At 74.1% G+C, this 13,685-nt stretch carries 16 protein-coding genes; 6 read left to right on the top strand and 10 right to left on the bottom strand.

Annotated elements, in window-relative coordinates; all coding sequences use genetic code 11:
- Positions 1-2: 2 nt before the first annotated feature.
- Together ACFYON_RS03460 and ACFYON_RS03455 are read right to left on the bottom strand one after the other, a co-directional pair.
- The gene (locus ACFYON_RS03460) at positions 3-395 is read right to left on the bottom strand and encodes a cupin domain-containing protein (protein ID WP_354873423.1); all 393 of its coding nucleotides are present in this window, start codon (positions 393-395) and stop codon (positions 3-5) included.
- A gap of 255 nt (positions 396-650) precedes the next feature.
- A complete protein-coding gene (locus ACFYON_RS03455) occupies positions 651-1,100 on the bottom strand; it encodes a septum formation initiator (protein ID WP_354873421.1) in 450 nt (149 codons plus the stop codon).
- Positions 1,101-1,204: 104 nt separating this feature from the next.
- Here ACFYON_RS03455 and ACFYON_RS03450 point away from each other — a divergent pair, with 104 nt between their 5' ends.
- Genes ACFYON_RS03450 through ACFYON_RS03440 form a run of 3 tightly spaced genes read left to right on the top strand, consistent with a single transcriptional unit; the run spans position 1,205 to position 3,761 of the window.
- On the top strand, positions 1,205-1,897 hold the full coding sequence (locus ACFYON_RS03450) for a response regulator transcription factor (RefSeq protein WP_354873419.1): 693 nt from the start codon (positions 1,205-1,207) through the stop codon (positions 1,895-1,897).
- The gene (locus ACFYON_RS03445; RefSeq protein WP_354873417.1) at positions 1,894-3,189 is read left to right on the top strand and encodes a HAMP domain-containing sensor histidine kinase; all 1,296 of its coding nucleotides are present in this window, start codon (positions 1,894-1,896) and stop codon (positions 3,187-3,189) included. The genes ACFYON_RS03450 and ACFYON_RS03445 overlap by 4 nt, the downstream gene beginning before the upstream one ends.
- 59 nt (positions 3,190-3,248) lie before the next feature.
- Positions 3,249-3,761 (top strand): PepSY domain-containing protein, encoded by a 513-nt coding sequence (locus ACFYON_RS03440; protein ID WP_355014926.1) that lies wholly within the window; start codon positions 3,249-3,251, stop codon positions 3,759-3,761.
- Between the two features lie 103 nt (positions 3,762-3,864).
- Here the strand turns inward: ACFYON_RS03440 and ACFYON_RS03435 are convergent, their stop codons facing one another.
- On the bottom strand, positions 3,865-4,146 hold the full coding sequence (locus ACFYON_RS03435; RefSeq protein ID WP_354873413.1) for an iron-sulfur cluster biosynthesis family protein: 282 nt from the start codon (positions 4,144-4,146) through the stop codon (positions 3,865-3,867).
- 315 nt (positions 4,147-4,461) lie between these two features.
- Between ACFYON_RS03435 and dacB the strand changes: the two genes are divergently transcribed.
- Positions 4,462-6,045, top strand: a complete 1,584-nt coding sequence (dacB, locus tag ACFYON_RS03430; RefSeq protein ID WP_354873411.1) for a D-alanyl-D-alanine carboxypeptidase/D-alanyl-D-alanine-endopeptidase — start codon at positions 4,462-4,464, stop codon at positions 6,043-6,045.
- Positions 6,046-6,066: 21 nt separating this feature from the next.
- On the opposite strand, the gene ACFYON_RS03425 is transcribed toward dacB, so the two are convergent.
- The 5 genes from ACFYON_RS03425 to ACFYON_RS03405 form a co-directional block, all read right to left on the bottom strand.
- Complete coding sequence (locus ACFYON_RS03425; protein ID WP_354873409.1) at positions 6,067-6,378, bottom strand: hypothetical protein; 312 nt, start codon at positions 6,376-6,378, stop codon at positions 6,067-6,069.
- Between the two features lie 87 nt (positions 6,379-6,465).
- The gene (locus ACFYON_RS03420; protein ID WP_354873407.1) at positions 6,466-7,371 is read right to left on the bottom strand and encodes a hypothetical protein; all 906 of its coding nucleotides are present in this window, start codon (positions 7,369-7,371) and stop codon (positions 6,466-6,468) included.
- A gap of 121 nt (positions 7,372-7,492) precedes the next feature.
- A complete protein-coding gene (locus tag ACFYON_RS03415) occupies positions 7,493-9,091 on the bottom strand; it encodes a hypothetical protein (RefSeq protein WP_387188978.1) in 1,599 nt (532 codons plus the stop codon).
- Positions 9,092-9,423: 332 nt separating this feature from the next.
- Positions 9,424-9,777: a pyridoxamine 5'-phosphate oxidase family protein gene (locus tag ACFYON_RS03410; protein WP_355094436.1), complete on the bottom strand. Its 354-nt coding sequence runs from the start codon at positions 9,775-9,777 to the stop codon at positions 9,424-9,426.
- A gap of 52 nt (positions 9,778-9,829) precedes the next feature.
- The gene (locus tag ACFYON_RS03405; protein ID WP_354873401.1) at positions 9,830-10,423 is read right to left on the bottom strand and encodes a pentapeptide repeat-containing protein; all 594 of its coding nucleotides are present in this window, start codon (positions 10,421-10,423) and stop codon (positions 9,830-9,832) included.
- 55 nt (positions 10,424-10,478) lie between these two features.
- Between ACFYON_RS03405 and ACFYON_RS03400 the strand changes: the two genes are divergently transcribed.
- Together ACFYON_RS03400 and ACFYON_RS03395 are read left to right on the top strand one after the other, a co-directional pair.
- A complete protein-coding gene (locus tag ACFYON_RS03400; RefSeq protein ID WP_354873399.1) occupies positions 10,479-11,711 on the top strand; it encodes a serine hydrolase domain-containing protein in 1,233 nt (410 codons plus the stop codon).
- Positions 11,712-11,765: 54 nt separating this feature from the next.
- Entirely contained in the window at positions 11,766-12,407 is a 642-nt protein-coding gene (locus ACFYON_RS03395) for an NAD(P)H-binding protein (protein WP_354873397.1), read from the top strand.
- Positions 12,408-12,423: 16 nt separating this feature from the next.
- Here the strand turns inward: ACFYON_RS03395 and ACFYON_RS03390 are convergent, their stop codons facing one another.
- The gene (locus ACFYON_RS03390) at positions 12,424-12,888 is read right to left on the bottom strand and encodes a PPOX class F420-dependent oxidoreductase (RefSeq protein WP_104114630.1); all 465 of its coding nucleotides are present in this window, start codon (positions 12,886-12,888) and stop codon (positions 12,424-12,426) included.
- Positions 12,889-12,919: 31 nt separating this feature from the next.
- On the bottom strand, positions 12,920-13,561 hold the full coding sequence (locus tag ACFYON_RS03385) for a DUF6642 family protein (protein WP_354873395.1): 642 nt from the start codon (positions 13,559-13,561) through the stop codon (positions 12,920-12,922).
- Positions 13,562-13,685 lie beyond the last annotated feature (124 nt).

Below are 13,685 nucleotides of genomic sequence, written 5' to 3'. Positions count from 1 at the left end.
CTTCAGGAGGTGGGCGGCTCGTCCTCGCCCGCCTCCTCGGCGGCGTCCGCCTCCTCCTTCGTCTTGTGCACCGCGCCGTCGGCGTGCTCCGGCGGGCCGTAGACGGTGTAGAGCACCAGCGGGTTCGGGCCGGTGTTGACGAAGTTGTGCTTCGTGCCGGCCGGCACGACCACCAGGTCGCCGGAGACGACCTCCTTCTTCTTCCCGGCCACCCGCGCCTCGCCGGTGCCGCTGACGAAGGTGAGGATCTGGTCGGTGCCCTCGTGGACCTCCTCGCCGATCTCACCGCCCGGCGGGATGGTCATGATGACCAGCTGCGTGTGCTCCCCGGTCCAGAGCACACGGCGGAAGTCGGGACTCTTCTCAGCCACTGTCGCGATCGTGAAATGCTCCATGGCCCGCTCATACCCCGATCCCGCGCCCGCCACGCCGGGAGCCGCAGATGGTGGAATTCCCCACGCCGGCCGGGTTTGGACCCCGCCGGGAAGGGCATGTGTTGCCGATAAGACCGGTGCGGGCTGGGCCGGTCGAGCCAGGTCCCCGCTGACGTACCGCCAGCACGGCTGCGACGGTGGGAGACGGCCAGAGCGCGGCGACGTTACGACCACGGGTCGTGCGGCGCCGCGCGCTCGTCTGCGCGCCCGCAGACGTCAGTCGTCCGGGTCGCTCACCGGTACGGAGTCACGACAGCGCAGCCGGATCTCGTGCTCCTCGCCGTCGCCGGTGAAACGCACCTCGACGTGCTCGTCGGGGCCCCGGTCGGCCTCCTTCGTCCGGTAGCCCGGAGCCGGCGACCAGCTCAGGACGCGTACGCCCGCCGGGACGCACTCGGCGACCACGCTGCCACCGCCGGTGGTGAAGCCGCGCCGGCCCGCGCCGGCGCCCGTCGTGGCCGGGACCGGGCCGGGCGGCGTCGCGGCGGGCGCGCTCGTGGCCTCCGGTACGGCCAGAGCACGCGCGACCTCCTGCTCGGTACGCACCCCGCCCGCCGTGCCGGTGATGCCGGCGCCCACCATGTCGACGGCGACCAGCCCGACGATCGTGGCGGCGGCGGTCGTGGCCAGCCACCCGGTGACGACGATGAGCGGACGACGATCCATGCACCGAGTGTGCCCGCCGTCAGGTAGGGCGGACCGCTCGGCAACGCTAAGGTCCGGTTTAAGGACGACCGGGCCCGGCCCCGGTCAGGACTAACCTGCCAGGCGTGGCACGCCTGCTGCTCGTCGAGGACGACCTGACCATCCGCACCCCGCTGCTGCGCGCCCTGCGCGAGTACGGGCACGCGGTCGCGGCGGCGTCGACCGCGATGGACGGGCTGCGCGACGCCCTCGGCGACAGGCCCGACCTGATCGTGCTCGACCTCGGGCTGCCCGATCTGGACGGCGGCGAGATGTTGCGGATGCTGCGCGCGGTCAGCGTGGTGCCGGTCGTCGTCGCGACCGCCCGGGACGACGAGGTCGAGATCGTCCGCCTGCTCGACGCGGGCGCCGACGACTATCTGGTGAAGCCGTTCACCGCGGCCCAACTGGAGGCGCGGATCCGGGCGGTGCTGCGCCGCGCGGCCACCGGCGGCACGACGGGTACGGCTCTCGTGGTCGGCGGGTTGCGGATCGATCCACGGGCCCGCCAGGTCACCCTCGACGGCGTGCCGGTCGAGCTGACCCCGCGCGAGTTCGACCTGTTGCATCATCTCGCCGGCCGCCCCGGGCAGGTCGTCACCAAGCGGGAACTCCTGACCGAGGTCTGGCGCATCCCCTATGGCGGGGCGGACAAGACAGTGGACGTCCACCTGTCGTGGTTGCGCCGCAAGCTCGGCGAGAGCGCCCAGAAACCGCGCTACCTGCACACCGTGCGGGGCGTCGGGGTGCGACTCGATGCGCCGGGAGGCGACCGGTGAGGCGTCGGCTGACCCTCCTGGTCGCGGCGGTCGGCGTCCTCGTCATGGTCGCGTTCCTGGTGCCGCTGGCCGTGCTGGTGCGTACCGTGGCGGCCGACCGGGCCACGGCGCAGGCCACCGCCGACGCGCAGCGCCTGGTCACGGTGACCGGTACGGCCGACCCGCAGACCATCGGGTCGACTGTGGACCAGTTCGCCGCCGACACCGGCCGCGAGGTGACCGTGTTCCTGGCCGACGGCGCGGCGCTCGGCGCGCGTGCGCCGCGTACCCCGGCCGTCGCGCTGGCCGCCCGTGGGCAGAGCCTGACCGTCGAGTCGGCCACCGGGCGTGAGGTGGTGGTCGCGGTGCAGGGCCGCCCGGAGGGGACCGCTGTGATCCGCACCGTGGTGACCCGCGCCGAGCTGGGCGCCGGGGTCACCCACGCGTGGCTGGTGCTGTCGCTGCTCGGCGCGCTGCTCGTGCTGATCGGGCTCATCGTCGCCGACCGGCTGGCCGCCACCCTGGTACGTCCCGTGTCCGCGCTGTCCGCCGTCTCCCACCGGCTCGCGAACGCCGAACTCGACGCGCGTGTCGAACCGGCGGGCCCGCCCGAGTTGCGCGAGGTGGCGGGCGCGCTGAACCACCTCGCGGAGCGGATCCAGGTCCTGCTGCGGGAGGAACGCGAGCAGGTCGCCGATCTGTCGCACCGGTTGCGTACGCCGTTGACCGCGCTGCGGCTGGAGGCGGAGTCGCTGCGCGACCCGGACGACGCCGCCCGGCTGACCGCCGCCGTGGACGGGCTGGAGCGGGCGGTGACCGGGGTGATCCGCCGGGCCCGGTGGCGCAGCACGGCGGCGGCCGGCGGCAGTTGCGACGCGGCGGCGGTGGTGGCCGAGCGGGTGACGTTCTGGTCGGTGCTGGCGGAGGACACCGGCCGGACCGTGACCGTCGACCTGGCTTCCGGGCCGCTGCCGGTACGGCTCGGCGGCGACGAGCTGGCCGCCGCCGTCGACGCGCTGCTGGGCAACGTGTTCGCCCACACTCCGGACGGCACGCCGTTCACGGTGCGGCTGGTGGCGGAGTCGGACCGGGTGACGCTGACCGTGGCCGACGCCGGACCGGGACTGCCACCCGGACCGGTGCGCCGGGGCGCCAGCCGGGCCGGCTCGACCGGGCTCGGCCTGGACATCGCCGAGCGGGCGGCGCGGGCCGGCGGCGGCCGGCTGGAGTTGACCGGTGCGCCCGGCGGCGGCGCCGAGGTGGTCCTCACGCTCTCCGCCCGGGTTCTTAACCCGCCGTTGTCCCTCGGCTAGCGCGGCCCTCACCAGCCGGCGCGCACTCTCGTCGGCAGGAACGAGGAGAGGTGGAGACCATGCGACGGATGTCCCTGATGCTGGCGGCGGCCGGTGGCGTGGCGGTGCTGGCGGTGGCCGGTGCGGCGCTCGGGGTGGCCGCGGCCGACCGGTCGGGCGGGCCCACCGCCCCGGCGGCCGTGACCGCGGACGGCACGGGCCCGGCCGGCGAGGACAACCCGGCCCGGCAGGGCGTTGACGACGACGGCGGTGCGACCCCGGCCGACGACGGGGGTACGACCACGGCGCCGGCGCCCGCGCCGACGAGCGGTGCGGCGGTGGACCGGCAGCGGGCCGCCGAGGTGGCGCTCGCCCGGATCGGGGGCGGCCGGGTGGTCGAGGTCGAGGCGGAGACCGAGCACGGCCGTCCGGCCTGGAGCGTGAAGATCACCCGGGACGGGTGGCGGCACGAGGTCAAGGTCGACCGGGGCGACGGCACGGTGCTGGAGGTCGAACGGCAGCGGGCCGGCGCGGACGACCGGGGCGGCGCGGACGACCGGGGCGGCGCGGACGACCGGGGCGGCGACGACTGAGCGCCGGCCGGGGCCGGGTGTGGACGCGTCCGCACCCGGCCCGTGGGCGCACGTGCCGGCCGCGCCGGTCCGGCCGGAACCGGACCCAGCGCGTCGGCTGGGCTCACTCCTTCTCGGCGAACCCGAACTGGACCACGCCCTCGTCGTCGACGACCGCGTCCACAGACGTGTCATTCAGCAGCTCGGCCGCGTCGGAGTCGAGGAAGATGCGCGCCCCCTCGGTGTCCACCACCTGGTCGCCCTGCACCGGCTGCGGCACCAGCTCGATCGAGAGCGAGCCGGCGTCGGTGTCGGCGGCGATGCGCAGCCCACCGGCGTCGGCGACGTCCTGCTGGGCGGCGAGGTCACGGATCACCAGGACGGCGTTGTCGGTCATGGTCAGCATGGCTGAACTCCTCATGGCTGGGTGTCGGGTTTCGCGGGCGACACGGCCCACGCGGTCGGCTCGCGACCCGGAAGCGGGCGGAACAGGTTCTCGCCGCGCTGGAGGCAGGGCGTTCCACCGCCCTCACCCCACCGTGCCCGCTGACCGGCCATCCGTCAAACGGAACCCGATGATCGGCCGCTCCCCGGTGAACAGGGGTTTTCCCCGGCCCGGTCGGGGAACTCCCCGAGGTTCGCCGACGGTCCCGCCGATCTCGCAAATAACCTTTCACGCCGGAGTCTTCTCTGCAGGAAATCTCCGTGGCAGCATCTGGACATGCATCGTCGCCTATTCCCCCGGGCGCTGGCGGTGCTGGTGCTGGTCGCCACCGCGGCCACCGCCGGCACCACCACCGCCACGGCCGAAGCGCCCACCCCCGCGCAGACCCGGCTGCACGCCACCATCGACGCGGTCCTCGCCGACAGCCGGCTCGCCGGGGCCCAGGCGGGTGTGGTCGTCGTCGACACCACCACCGGCCGCACGCTCTACGATCGCAACGGCACCCGACGGCTCGTCCCCGCCTCCAACACCAAGCTGCTCACCTCCGCCGCGGCGATGGAGCTGCTCGGCCCGGGCCACCGCTTCGCCACCGAGGTCAGCACCGACGGGCAGCGCCACGCCGGGATGCTCTCCGGCGATCTCTACCTGCGCGGCGGGGGTGACCCGACCATCCTCGCCGCCGACTACGACCGGCTCGCCCAGCAGGTCGCCGCGGCCGGCGTACGCGTGGTCGCGGGAAATCTGGTCGCCGACGACACCCGGTACGACCGCGACCGGCTCGGCCCGGACTGGACCTGGGACGACGAGCCCTACTACTACGCCGCTCAGGTGTCCGCGCTGACCGTGGCCCCGGACACGGACTACGACGCCGGCACCGTGATCGTGCACGCCGCCCCGGGCACCCGGGCGGGCGCCCGGCCGAAGATCACCATGACGCCGGACAACGGCTGGCTGCGTATCGACAACCGGGCCGAGACGGTGACCGAGGGCGAGACCACCATCTCCTTCGAACGCGAGCACGGCGGCAACACGGTGGTGGTGACCGGCCAGATAGCGGTCGGCCAGGCCGCCGAGAGCGACTGGGTGACCGTCTGGGAGCCGACCGGGTACGCCGCCGACGTGTTCCGCTCCGCGCTGCGCCGGCACGGCGTACGGGTGCTCGGCCGGACCGTGCTGGGCAGCGCCACCCCGGACACCGCCAAGCCGCTCGCCCGGCACGACTCGATGCCGCTGGCCGACCTGATGGTGCCGTTCCTCAAGCTCTCCAACAACGGGCACGCCGAGGTGCTGACGAAGGAACTGGGCCGGCAGCTGTCCGGGTCCGGGACCTGGGCCGCCGGCCTGTCCGCGATCAGCGGGTACGTGGGCGACGCCGGAGTGGACACCGGCACGCTGCGCCAGCGCGACGGGTCCGGCCTGTCCCGGCGCAACTTCGTCCCGCCGGCACAGTTCGTCACGCTGCTCTCGGCGGTCCGCGCCGAGCCCTGGTTCGGCACCTGGTACGCCGCGCTGCCGGTGGCCGGCAACCCGGACCGGTTCGTGGGCGGGACGCTGCGCAGCCGGATGGGCGGCACCCCCGCCGCGAACAACGTGCACGCCAAGACGGGCAGCCTGACCGGGGCGTCGGCGCTCTCCGGTTACGTCACCGACGCCGACGGGCGGCTGCTCGCCTTCTCGATCGTGCTGAACAACTACCTCACCTCGTCGGTGAAAGGGCTGGAGGACCAGATCGCGATCGCGCTCGCCGCGTACACCGAGAAGGAGACGGGAACCGCCCGGCGGACCGTGCCCACCGCGCCGGACTCGCCGCGCGTGCCCGAGGGGCGGGAGTGCTCCTGGGTGAAGCCCGCGCTCTGCTGACCGGCCGTGCCGCCCCGGCGCTCAGGCGCCGGGGCGGTACGGGCGCGGGCCCGCCCCGGGGTCACCCCGCTCGACGAGCGCGTCGATCTCGGCCGGCGGCAGCCCTCGCAGGGTGAGCACCCGCCGGCCCCACCGGTGCAGCCGGCACGGGTGCGGGCTGGCGTCGTTGCGGCAGACGGTCCCACCCGACCAGGTCCGGGGCGCGTGCACCACCACCGCCCGCACCGCGAACTGGACGTCCTCGACCGTCACGTACGGCGGCATCGGGATCTCGCGCAGCACGTCGGCGTCGGCACGCGGGCGGGCGGGGGCGACGGGGGCAGAGCCGGTCATCGGTCGGGCCTCCACAGAGGATGGTCGGACGTGGCAACGGAAACGTACGACGCCCGGCCGGGTACGCGACGGACAAACTGTCCCCGCTCAGCGCAGCGCCACCGCCTGGAGGCTGACGTTGCCGCAGTCGCCCAGTGACTCCTCCACCGTCCAGTTCAGCAGCAGCTTCGCGCCGCGCGGGGCGCGGTACTTCACGGTGAACTCGGTGGTGAGCGCGGTGTGCGGATCCTCCATCCGCAGCGTGGTCACCGGGCCGCCGGTGGAGACGCGCACGTCGAGGCGGCCACGGGCCATCCAGAGCCCGGCGTACAGACGCACCGTGCGAAGGCTCCCGTCGGCGGCCACCGCCAGGGTGAACCCGTTGCCCCGGTGGCAGGTGTAGACGCCGGACATGGTGCCGCTCGCCGACGCGACCGGGACGCCGTCGCGCCAGGCGTACGCCTCCGGGTTGTTGCTGAAGCTCTCCCGCCGCCCCCGGCCGCCCTCGTCGCGGATCTCGCCGGAGCCGCCCCGCTTGCGGACCGTGCGGTCGGCGCCGTTGAGCCCCCAGTGGACCCAGTCGGCGGGGCCGGCGGCGGTGAGGTCGACGGTGGCGGGCACCTCGGCGCGGGTCACTGTGACTGTCGGCGGCGGCGCGCTCGACGGCGACGGCGACGGTGTGGACGGCGACGGGCTCGGCGACGGCGGCCGCTGCCGGGGCCGCAGCCCCGGGTTGACCACCGTTTCGCCGGCCTCGTTCGGCAACCCGACCGGGCCCGGCGGAGCGACGGGCAACCCGGCGTGCTCCTCGCGCGGCGCGTCGTGCCGTTCCACGCCGAGATAGAACGCCAGCGCCGCCAGGCAGAGGACCGCGGCCAGCCCTTCCAGCATCAGCCGCCGCCGACGGCGCAGCCGGCGCAGCGCGGACCGGGTACGCGGAAGGCCGTGTCGATGCGATCCGGGGCCGGTACGCGGACGGTCCTCCTGGTCCACCACACCCTCCACTTCGGTCACCGCACCGCCGGGTACGACCGGAGCGTGACGGGCTTCACGGTGTCATCGGATGAGAGTTTGCGCCATATGTCGAGCGACGGGCTTTTCCAGTTTGTTACATGATGATCTGCCACCGGGCCGGTCAGCTTACCGTGATCGCTTGCAACGCCACCCCGTCGTTCTGCCCACCGGTCACGGTCAGCGCCCGCCACCTGATCAGCAGCCGCTCCCCCTGGGGCGCCCGGAATCGGACGACGTACTGGTAGAAGCGGTCGCCCGCGGCGAGGGCGACCTCGCGGACCACGGGATCGCCGCCGCCGGACAGCGACAGGTCGAGCCGCGCGCCGGCCGAGAACGTGCCGACGAACAACCGGACCGTACGCAGATCCCCGCTCCCGGCCACGCCGAGCGTGAAGCTCCTGCCCGCGCCGCGCTGGAAGACCCCGGCCCGGGTGCCCGCCTGGGCGGCCGTCGGTGTGCCGTCGGTCCACTGGAGATCGCTGGCGCCCGCGTTGTGCTCCAGCCGCTCGCCGCCCGGATCCTGAATCTCACCGGTGCCGCTCACCTTGCGATGGAAGCTGTCCGCGCCGTCGCCGCCCCAGTGCCGCCAGTCCCGCGTACCGAGAGCGGTGAGCGACACCGTCGACGGCAGCGGCGCCAGGTCCACGTCGAGCAGCGCCCTGCCGGGCGACCCCGGATCGCCGGTGACCGGCACGCCCGGCGCCTGCCCGCTCGGCGCGGCCGCGGGCGCGGTCGCTCCGGTCAGCGGGGGTGGCGCGGGTGACCGGACCGCGTACGTGAGCGCCGCCACCAGCCCGGTCACGGCCACCGCCGCCAGCACGGACCGTCGGCGCCGGCGGCGGGCCCGGGCGGTGGCGACCCGCGTGGCCGGGGCCTCGGGCGAGTGCCGCAGCGGGTCGGCGATCGGGGCGAGCGACCGGCTCAGCCGGGTCTTCGCCGCCCGCACCGCGGCGCGCAGCCGGACACCGATCCCGCCCGTCAGGTCTGCCAGGCGCGCCGGGACGCTCTCCCGGGCGGAGTGCCGGCCCGATCTCGCCTCCGCGTCCGCCTCCTGCAGCGCTCCGAGGTCGGCCGGCTCGGCCGGCGTGTGGGCGGTGCCCGCCCGGACCGGCGACGGAGCGGACAGGTGCAGGCCGATCGGGGCCGGCCCGACCAGCGGAACCCGGCCGGCGGGCGGGCTCGGTCGCGGCTCGGGACCGACGGGCGGCGAGGCCCCGCCAAGGAGCGGACCTCGGGCGAGCTGGCCCGGGGCGAGCTGGCCCGACGCAAGTGGGCCGGGCGCGACGGGATCCGCCGCAAGGGAGTTAGGCGCGACGGGACCAGCCGGGAGTGTGCCGGGCGCGAGCCGACCGGGTCCAGGCTGACCGGGACCGAGCTGGTTCGGCGCGAACGCACCGGCTGCGGACGGACCGGGCGCGGACGTGTCGGCTGGAAGCGGGCCTGCGGTGGGAAGATCGTGAGTCTGCGCGCCGGGGGTGCGCGGAGGCGGCCAGACAGCGGTACCGGGCGGTTCCAGGTCCCCCGCGGGCACCGGCTCGTCCGGGTCGGCCGGTGGGCGGTCCCGGTCCGGCAGGGTCGCCGACCGGGGTACGGAGGGCTGCGTGTCCCCGGGCAGGCGGCGCGGACCGACGGGCCGCTCGGGGCCGTCGGCCGGTTCGTCCGGCGTGGGCAGCCACCCCCCGACCCGGATCCCGGTCCGCGCGATGTCGTCCTCAGCCACCGACCCTCCCTCGGCCACCGGCGGCGAGCGGCCCGCCCCGTGGCTCGCCGTAGGGAGAATGACACAGAAAGCGATCTTGGAGAAGGCATCGGTCCCCGCAATTCCCACGCCCCCAAGCGCTCCCAGCACCCACCCCCTCCACCGCACCGCCCCCCGACAACCGCGTCGATCATGAGGTTAGCGGCGACAAACCGGACACCGACTGCCGCTAACCTCATGATCGACGCGTGCGGGTGCCCCGGGGGCGGGGCGGCGGGGCGGCGAGGGCGGGGGTCAGCTCTCTATCAGGAGGTGGTCGGGTGGGTCGCCTACTCGGGTGAGCACCACCTCGGTCAGCTCGATCCGGAAGCTGTGCGAGCCGTCCTCGGCGGGCGGCTCCTCGTGCGCCCGGCCGGCGATCTTCGCGTCCCCGTCCACGTGGACGGGTCGTCCGGCGGGGCGTCCTCGGTCGGGCTGTGCAGCGCCACCCGGGGGTCGCGGCGCAGGTCGAGCGCCTTGACCGCACCGGCCATGCTGCCCAGTCGCAGCTGCCCGTCGTCACCGAACTCGAACTCGGTACCGCTGATCCGCGGCGAGCCGTCCCGCCGCACTGTCGCCATCGTGCCGTGCTTGCGAACCGCGAGGCGGGCGCGCACCCGCGCCGCGAACTCGGGTTCGGCCGCCACCAGATCGGACCACCATGTCATGCGCCCGAGTCTGTCCGGAAAACCTGACAACCCGCGGCGTCTTTCCGACGGCTCAGCCCACCTGGAAACCGAGCGCCTGGGCCAGCAGCACCGCCTGCTCGGCGTCGATCCGCGCGCCGGAACGCTGCACCGCCGTCGGGTCGAGCGCGGACAGGTCGCTGCCGCGCAGGTCGGCGCGGATCAGCTTGGCGGCGTGCAACTGGGCGCCGGAGAGGTCCACGCCGGTCAGAGTCGCGCCGGTGAGGTCGGCGCCGGTCAGGTCGACCTCCCGCATCCGCACGTCGGTGATCCGCGCCCCGCGCAGGTCGGCGCCGGCGAGCGTGACGAAGGACCAGTCACCCCGGTCGACCCGCAGCGGACGCAGGTCGCAGCGGTCGAACGTGCTGCCGACCAGCTTGCAGCCGGTGAACTCGGCCTCGAAGAGGTTGCACTTGGTGAACGAGCACCTGGTGAACGCCGAGTCGGTGTGCCGGGAGGAGTTGAACGCCACGTTGCCGAACACGCAGTCGGTGAAGACCGCGCCCCGGCTGACCGCCTCGGTCAGGTCGACGTGGAAGAACTCGCACCGCACGAAGTGCCGGTCGGCCAGCTCCTCGGCGTACCAGTCCTCCTGGCGGTAGGTGACGTCCTCGACCTGCTCCGGCATGCCCCCGACCCTAGTGACACTTCCCGGCCGGGGAGCCTGCGGGTAGGTTCGCGTCGTGAGCGTCACCGTGAGCACCGACCCCGGCCGCGTCGGTTTCGATCCCGCCCGGCTGACGCGGATCGACGAGCACTTCGCCGGGTACGTCGACGACGGCCGGCTCGCCGGCTGGCAGATCGTGGTCACCCGCCGGGGCGAGGTCGCCCACTCCTCGACGTACGGGCTGCGGGACCGGGAGGCCGGTACGCCGGTCGAGCCGGACACGCTGTGGCGCATCTACTCGATGACCAAGCCGATCACCTCGGTCGCCGCGATGATGCTCTGGGAGGAGGGCCGGTTCGAGCTGAACGACCCGGTCAGCCGCTGGCTGCCGGAGTTCGCCGACGCGCGCGTCTACGACCGTGGTTCGGTGCTCAAGCCGTACACGGTGCCGGCGACCGAGCCGATCCGGATCTGGCACCTGCTCACCCACACCGCCGGCCTGACGTACGGTTTCGCCCGGGTCTCGGTGGTCGACGGCCTGTACCGGGCGGCCGGCTTCGACCTGGGCGTGCCGCCGGGTGCGGACCTGGCCGCGGCCGCGGCCGGGCTGGCCCGGCTGCCGCTGCTGTTCGAGCCCGGCACGAGCTGGAACTACGGCGTCTCCACCGATGTGCTGGGCCGCCTGGTCGAGATGGTGTCCGGGCAGTCGCTGGACGCGTTCTTCGCCGACCGGATCCTGGGCCCGCTGGGCATGACCGACACCCGCTGGTGGGTGGACGCAGCGGACACGAAGCGCCTCGCCGCCCTCTACAGCCCGCACCCGGCCACCGGTCAGGCGGTACGCGCCGACGGGATAGGCCGGGCCGCGCTGGCGGAGCCGGCCTGGCACTCCGGTGGGGGCGGGCTGGTCTCCACGGCGGCCGACTACCACCGCTTCACCCAGTTCCTGCTGCGCGGCGGTGAGCTGGACGGGGTGCGCCTGCTCGGGCCCCGCACGGTGCGCTTCATGACCCGCAACCACCTGCCGGGCGACCGGGACCTGGCCTCGTTCTCGCCGGAGGGCTTCGCCGAGACGGTCCTCGACGGGATCGGCTTCGGGCTGGGCTTCGCGGTCGTGCTGGACCCGGTGCCGGCGCGGGTGCCCAGCAGCGTCGGCGAGTTCTACTGGGGCGGTCTGGCCAGCACCGCCTTCTGGGTGGACCCGGTGGAGCAGATCACCGCGCTGCTGTTCACCCAGTTGATGCCGTCGAGCACCTACCCGCTGCGCAGCCAGTTGCGCCAGCTCGTCTACTCGGCGATCGTCGACTGAGCCGGTTCGGCGGAACTCCCGCCGCCCGCCGGTGGGCTGCCTAGCCTGTGAGGCATGAGCGACATCGTCGTGTTCGGCGCCGGCGGGACGGCGGGCTCGCGGATCGCGGCCGAGGCGGTCGAGCGGGGGCACCGGGTGACAGCGGCGGTGCGGCGTCCGGAGGCGGTCGGCTATCTACCACCCGGCGTACGCACGGTGACCGGCGACGCCACCTCGGCGCGGAGCGTACGCGAACTGGCCGAGGATGCGGACGTGCTGGTCGTGGCCATCGGCGGTGGCGAGCGGGAGCTGTGGCGCGACGCCGCGCGGACGCTGGTCGGCACGCTGCGTGAGCTGCCCGATCCGCCCCGGGTGATCCACGTCGGCGGCGGCTCGACGCTGCTCACGCCCAAGGGCACCCGCTACCTGGACGAGCCGGACTTCCCGGAGGAGTACCGGGACTCGGCGCACGGCCAGGCCGACGCGCTGGAGTTCTACCGGTCCAGCGCGGACGGGGTGACCTGGACGTACGTCTCCCCGCCGCCGCTGGAGTTCCACCCGGGCGAGCGGACCGGGCACTACCGCACCGGCACCGACCAGCCGGTGACCGACGCGCAGGGCCGGTCGGTGCTCACCTACGAGGACCTGGCGGTGGCGATCGTCGACGAGATCGAGAGTCCCCGGTTCGGCAACGCCCGGTTCACCGTCGCGTACTGATCCGGCGCGTACCGGCTCAGTCGGCCAGCCGGGCCGGGAAGCCGCCGGTGGCGATCGGACCCCAGGACTCGATCGTGACCCGGATCAGCGACTTGCCCTGCGCGACCATCGCCGACCGGTACTCGTCCCAGTCCGGGTGCTCGCCGGAGATGCTGCGGAAGTACTCGACGAGCGGCTCCAGCGCCTCGGGCAGGTCGAGCACCTCGGCCACGCCGTCGACCTGCACCCACGGGCCGTTCCAGTCGTCGGAGAGCACGCACGCGGACACGCGCGGGTCGCGGCGGATGTTCGTCACCTTGGCCCGCTCCGGATAGGTGGAGATCACCAGCCGGCCCTCGGCGTCCACCCCGCAGGCCACCGGGGAGGACTGCGGGCGGCCGTCGGAGCGCGTGGTCATCAGCACGACGTGGTGCCGGGGGCGGAGGAACTCGATCAGGGCGTCCCGGTCGACCCGGGTGTTCTTCGCGATGCTGCGTGCCATGCCTCGGTTCTACCAGCCGGGTCGACGGTTCTCAGCGCGGACGGCCGGCGGCTCGCTGTGCGGTGACCTGTTCCGGCACGCGTGGGCGGGCCGCCGGCCGCCACGCGCGGCCGTTGGCGTAGATGACCCGGAAACCGAGGTACGCGGCGAGCGGCGCCCAGTGCGCCGAACGCATCCGCATCTCCGCGGCGTTGTGCCGCTGCCCGTTCGCGAGCACGTCGAGCAGCACTGTCTCGAAGGCGGCCGACTCGACCCAGTCCACCTCGCGGGTGAAGCCGCAGATCAGGGCCGCGCCGGTGACGTCGAGGAACTCGCGCAGCGTGGCGTCGGAGGCGCGCAGCACCGAGCAGCTGCCGAAGTAGAGGCGCCGGCCCTCGCAGCGGCCGGCCATCCGCTCGGCCACGTCCGACAGCTCGACCGAGTCCCAGTCGGTGAGGCAGAGCCGGCTCGGCTCGCCGTGCATGGCGAAGAAGCCCACCCGGTGGTCCGCGTACTGCTTGAGCAGCCAGCGGTCGAGGAAGTAGAACAACTCGTCGCGGGTGGCCGCGTCCTTGTGGATGTAGCGGATCCGGCCGAGCCGTTCGAGCAGGTCGAGCGTGGGCAGGACGGATCCTCGTTCGTTGAGGTCGCGGTGCCACTGCCCCTCGACGCAGAACACGCCGCCTCGCGCCACGCCCACCTCCCCGCCCGTCGAGGTCGCCGCCCGGGTCCGGGAGCAGACGTTACCGCTCTCCTCCGGCAGGCGACACCTGGCGGCGGGTTCGCAAACGGGCACTATTCACAGCTGATACTCAGCA

Origin of the sequence: Micromonospora sp. NPDC005686 (genome assembly GCF_042871665.1) — a bacterium.
Classification (GTDB): domain Bacteria; phylum Actinomycetota; class Actinomycetes; order Mycobacteriales; family Micromonosporaceae; genus Micromonospora.
The sequence above is the reverse complement of the archived record's forward strand: the minus strand, read 5'-3'. Positions and strand labels throughout refer to the sequence as shown.

Bases quoted from the DNA above. Each gene is read 5' to 3' on its own strand.
- ACFYON_RS03460 (WP_354873423.1), bottom strand. From the start codon at position 395: ATGGAGCATTTCACGATCGCGACAGTGGCTGAGAAGAGTCCCGACTTC.
- ACFYON_RS03455 (WP_354873421.1), bottom strand. From the start codon at position 1,100: ATGGATCGTCGTCCGCTCATCGTCGTCACCGGGTGGCTGGCCACGACC.
- ACFYON_RS03440 (WP_355014926.1), top strand. From the start codon at position 3,249: ATGCGACGGATGTCCCTGATGCTGGCGGCGGCCGGTGGCGTGGCGGTG.
- ACFYON_RS03435 (WP_354873413.1), bottom strand. From the start codon at position 4,146: ATGCTGACCATGACCGACAACGCCGTCCTGGTGATCCGTGACCTCGCC.
- dacB (WP_354873411.1), top strand. From the start codon at position 4,462: ATGCATCGTCGCCTATTCCCCCGGGCGCTGGCGGTGCTGGTGCTGGTC.
- ACFYON_RS03425 (WP_354873409.1), bottom strand. From the start codon at position 6,378: ATGACCGGCTCTGCCCCCGTCGCCCCCGCCCGCCCGCGTGCCGACGCC.
- ACFYON_RS03410 (WP_355094436.1), bottom strand. From the start codon at position 9,777: ATGACATGGTGGTCCGATCTGGTGGCGGCCGAACCCGAGTTCGCGGCG.
- ACFYON_RS03405 (WP_354873401.1), bottom strand. From the start codon at position 10,423: ATGCCGGAGCAGGTCGAGGACGTCACCTACCGCCAGGAGGACTGGTAC.
- ACFYON_RS03395 (WP_354873397.1), top strand. From the start codon at position 11,766: ATGAGCGACATCGTCGTGTTCGGCGCCGGCGGGACGGCGGGCTCGCGG.
- ACFYON_RS03390 (WP_104114630.1), bottom strand. From the start codon at position 12,888: ATGGCACGCAGCATCGCGAAGAACACCCGGGTCGACCGGGACGCCCTG.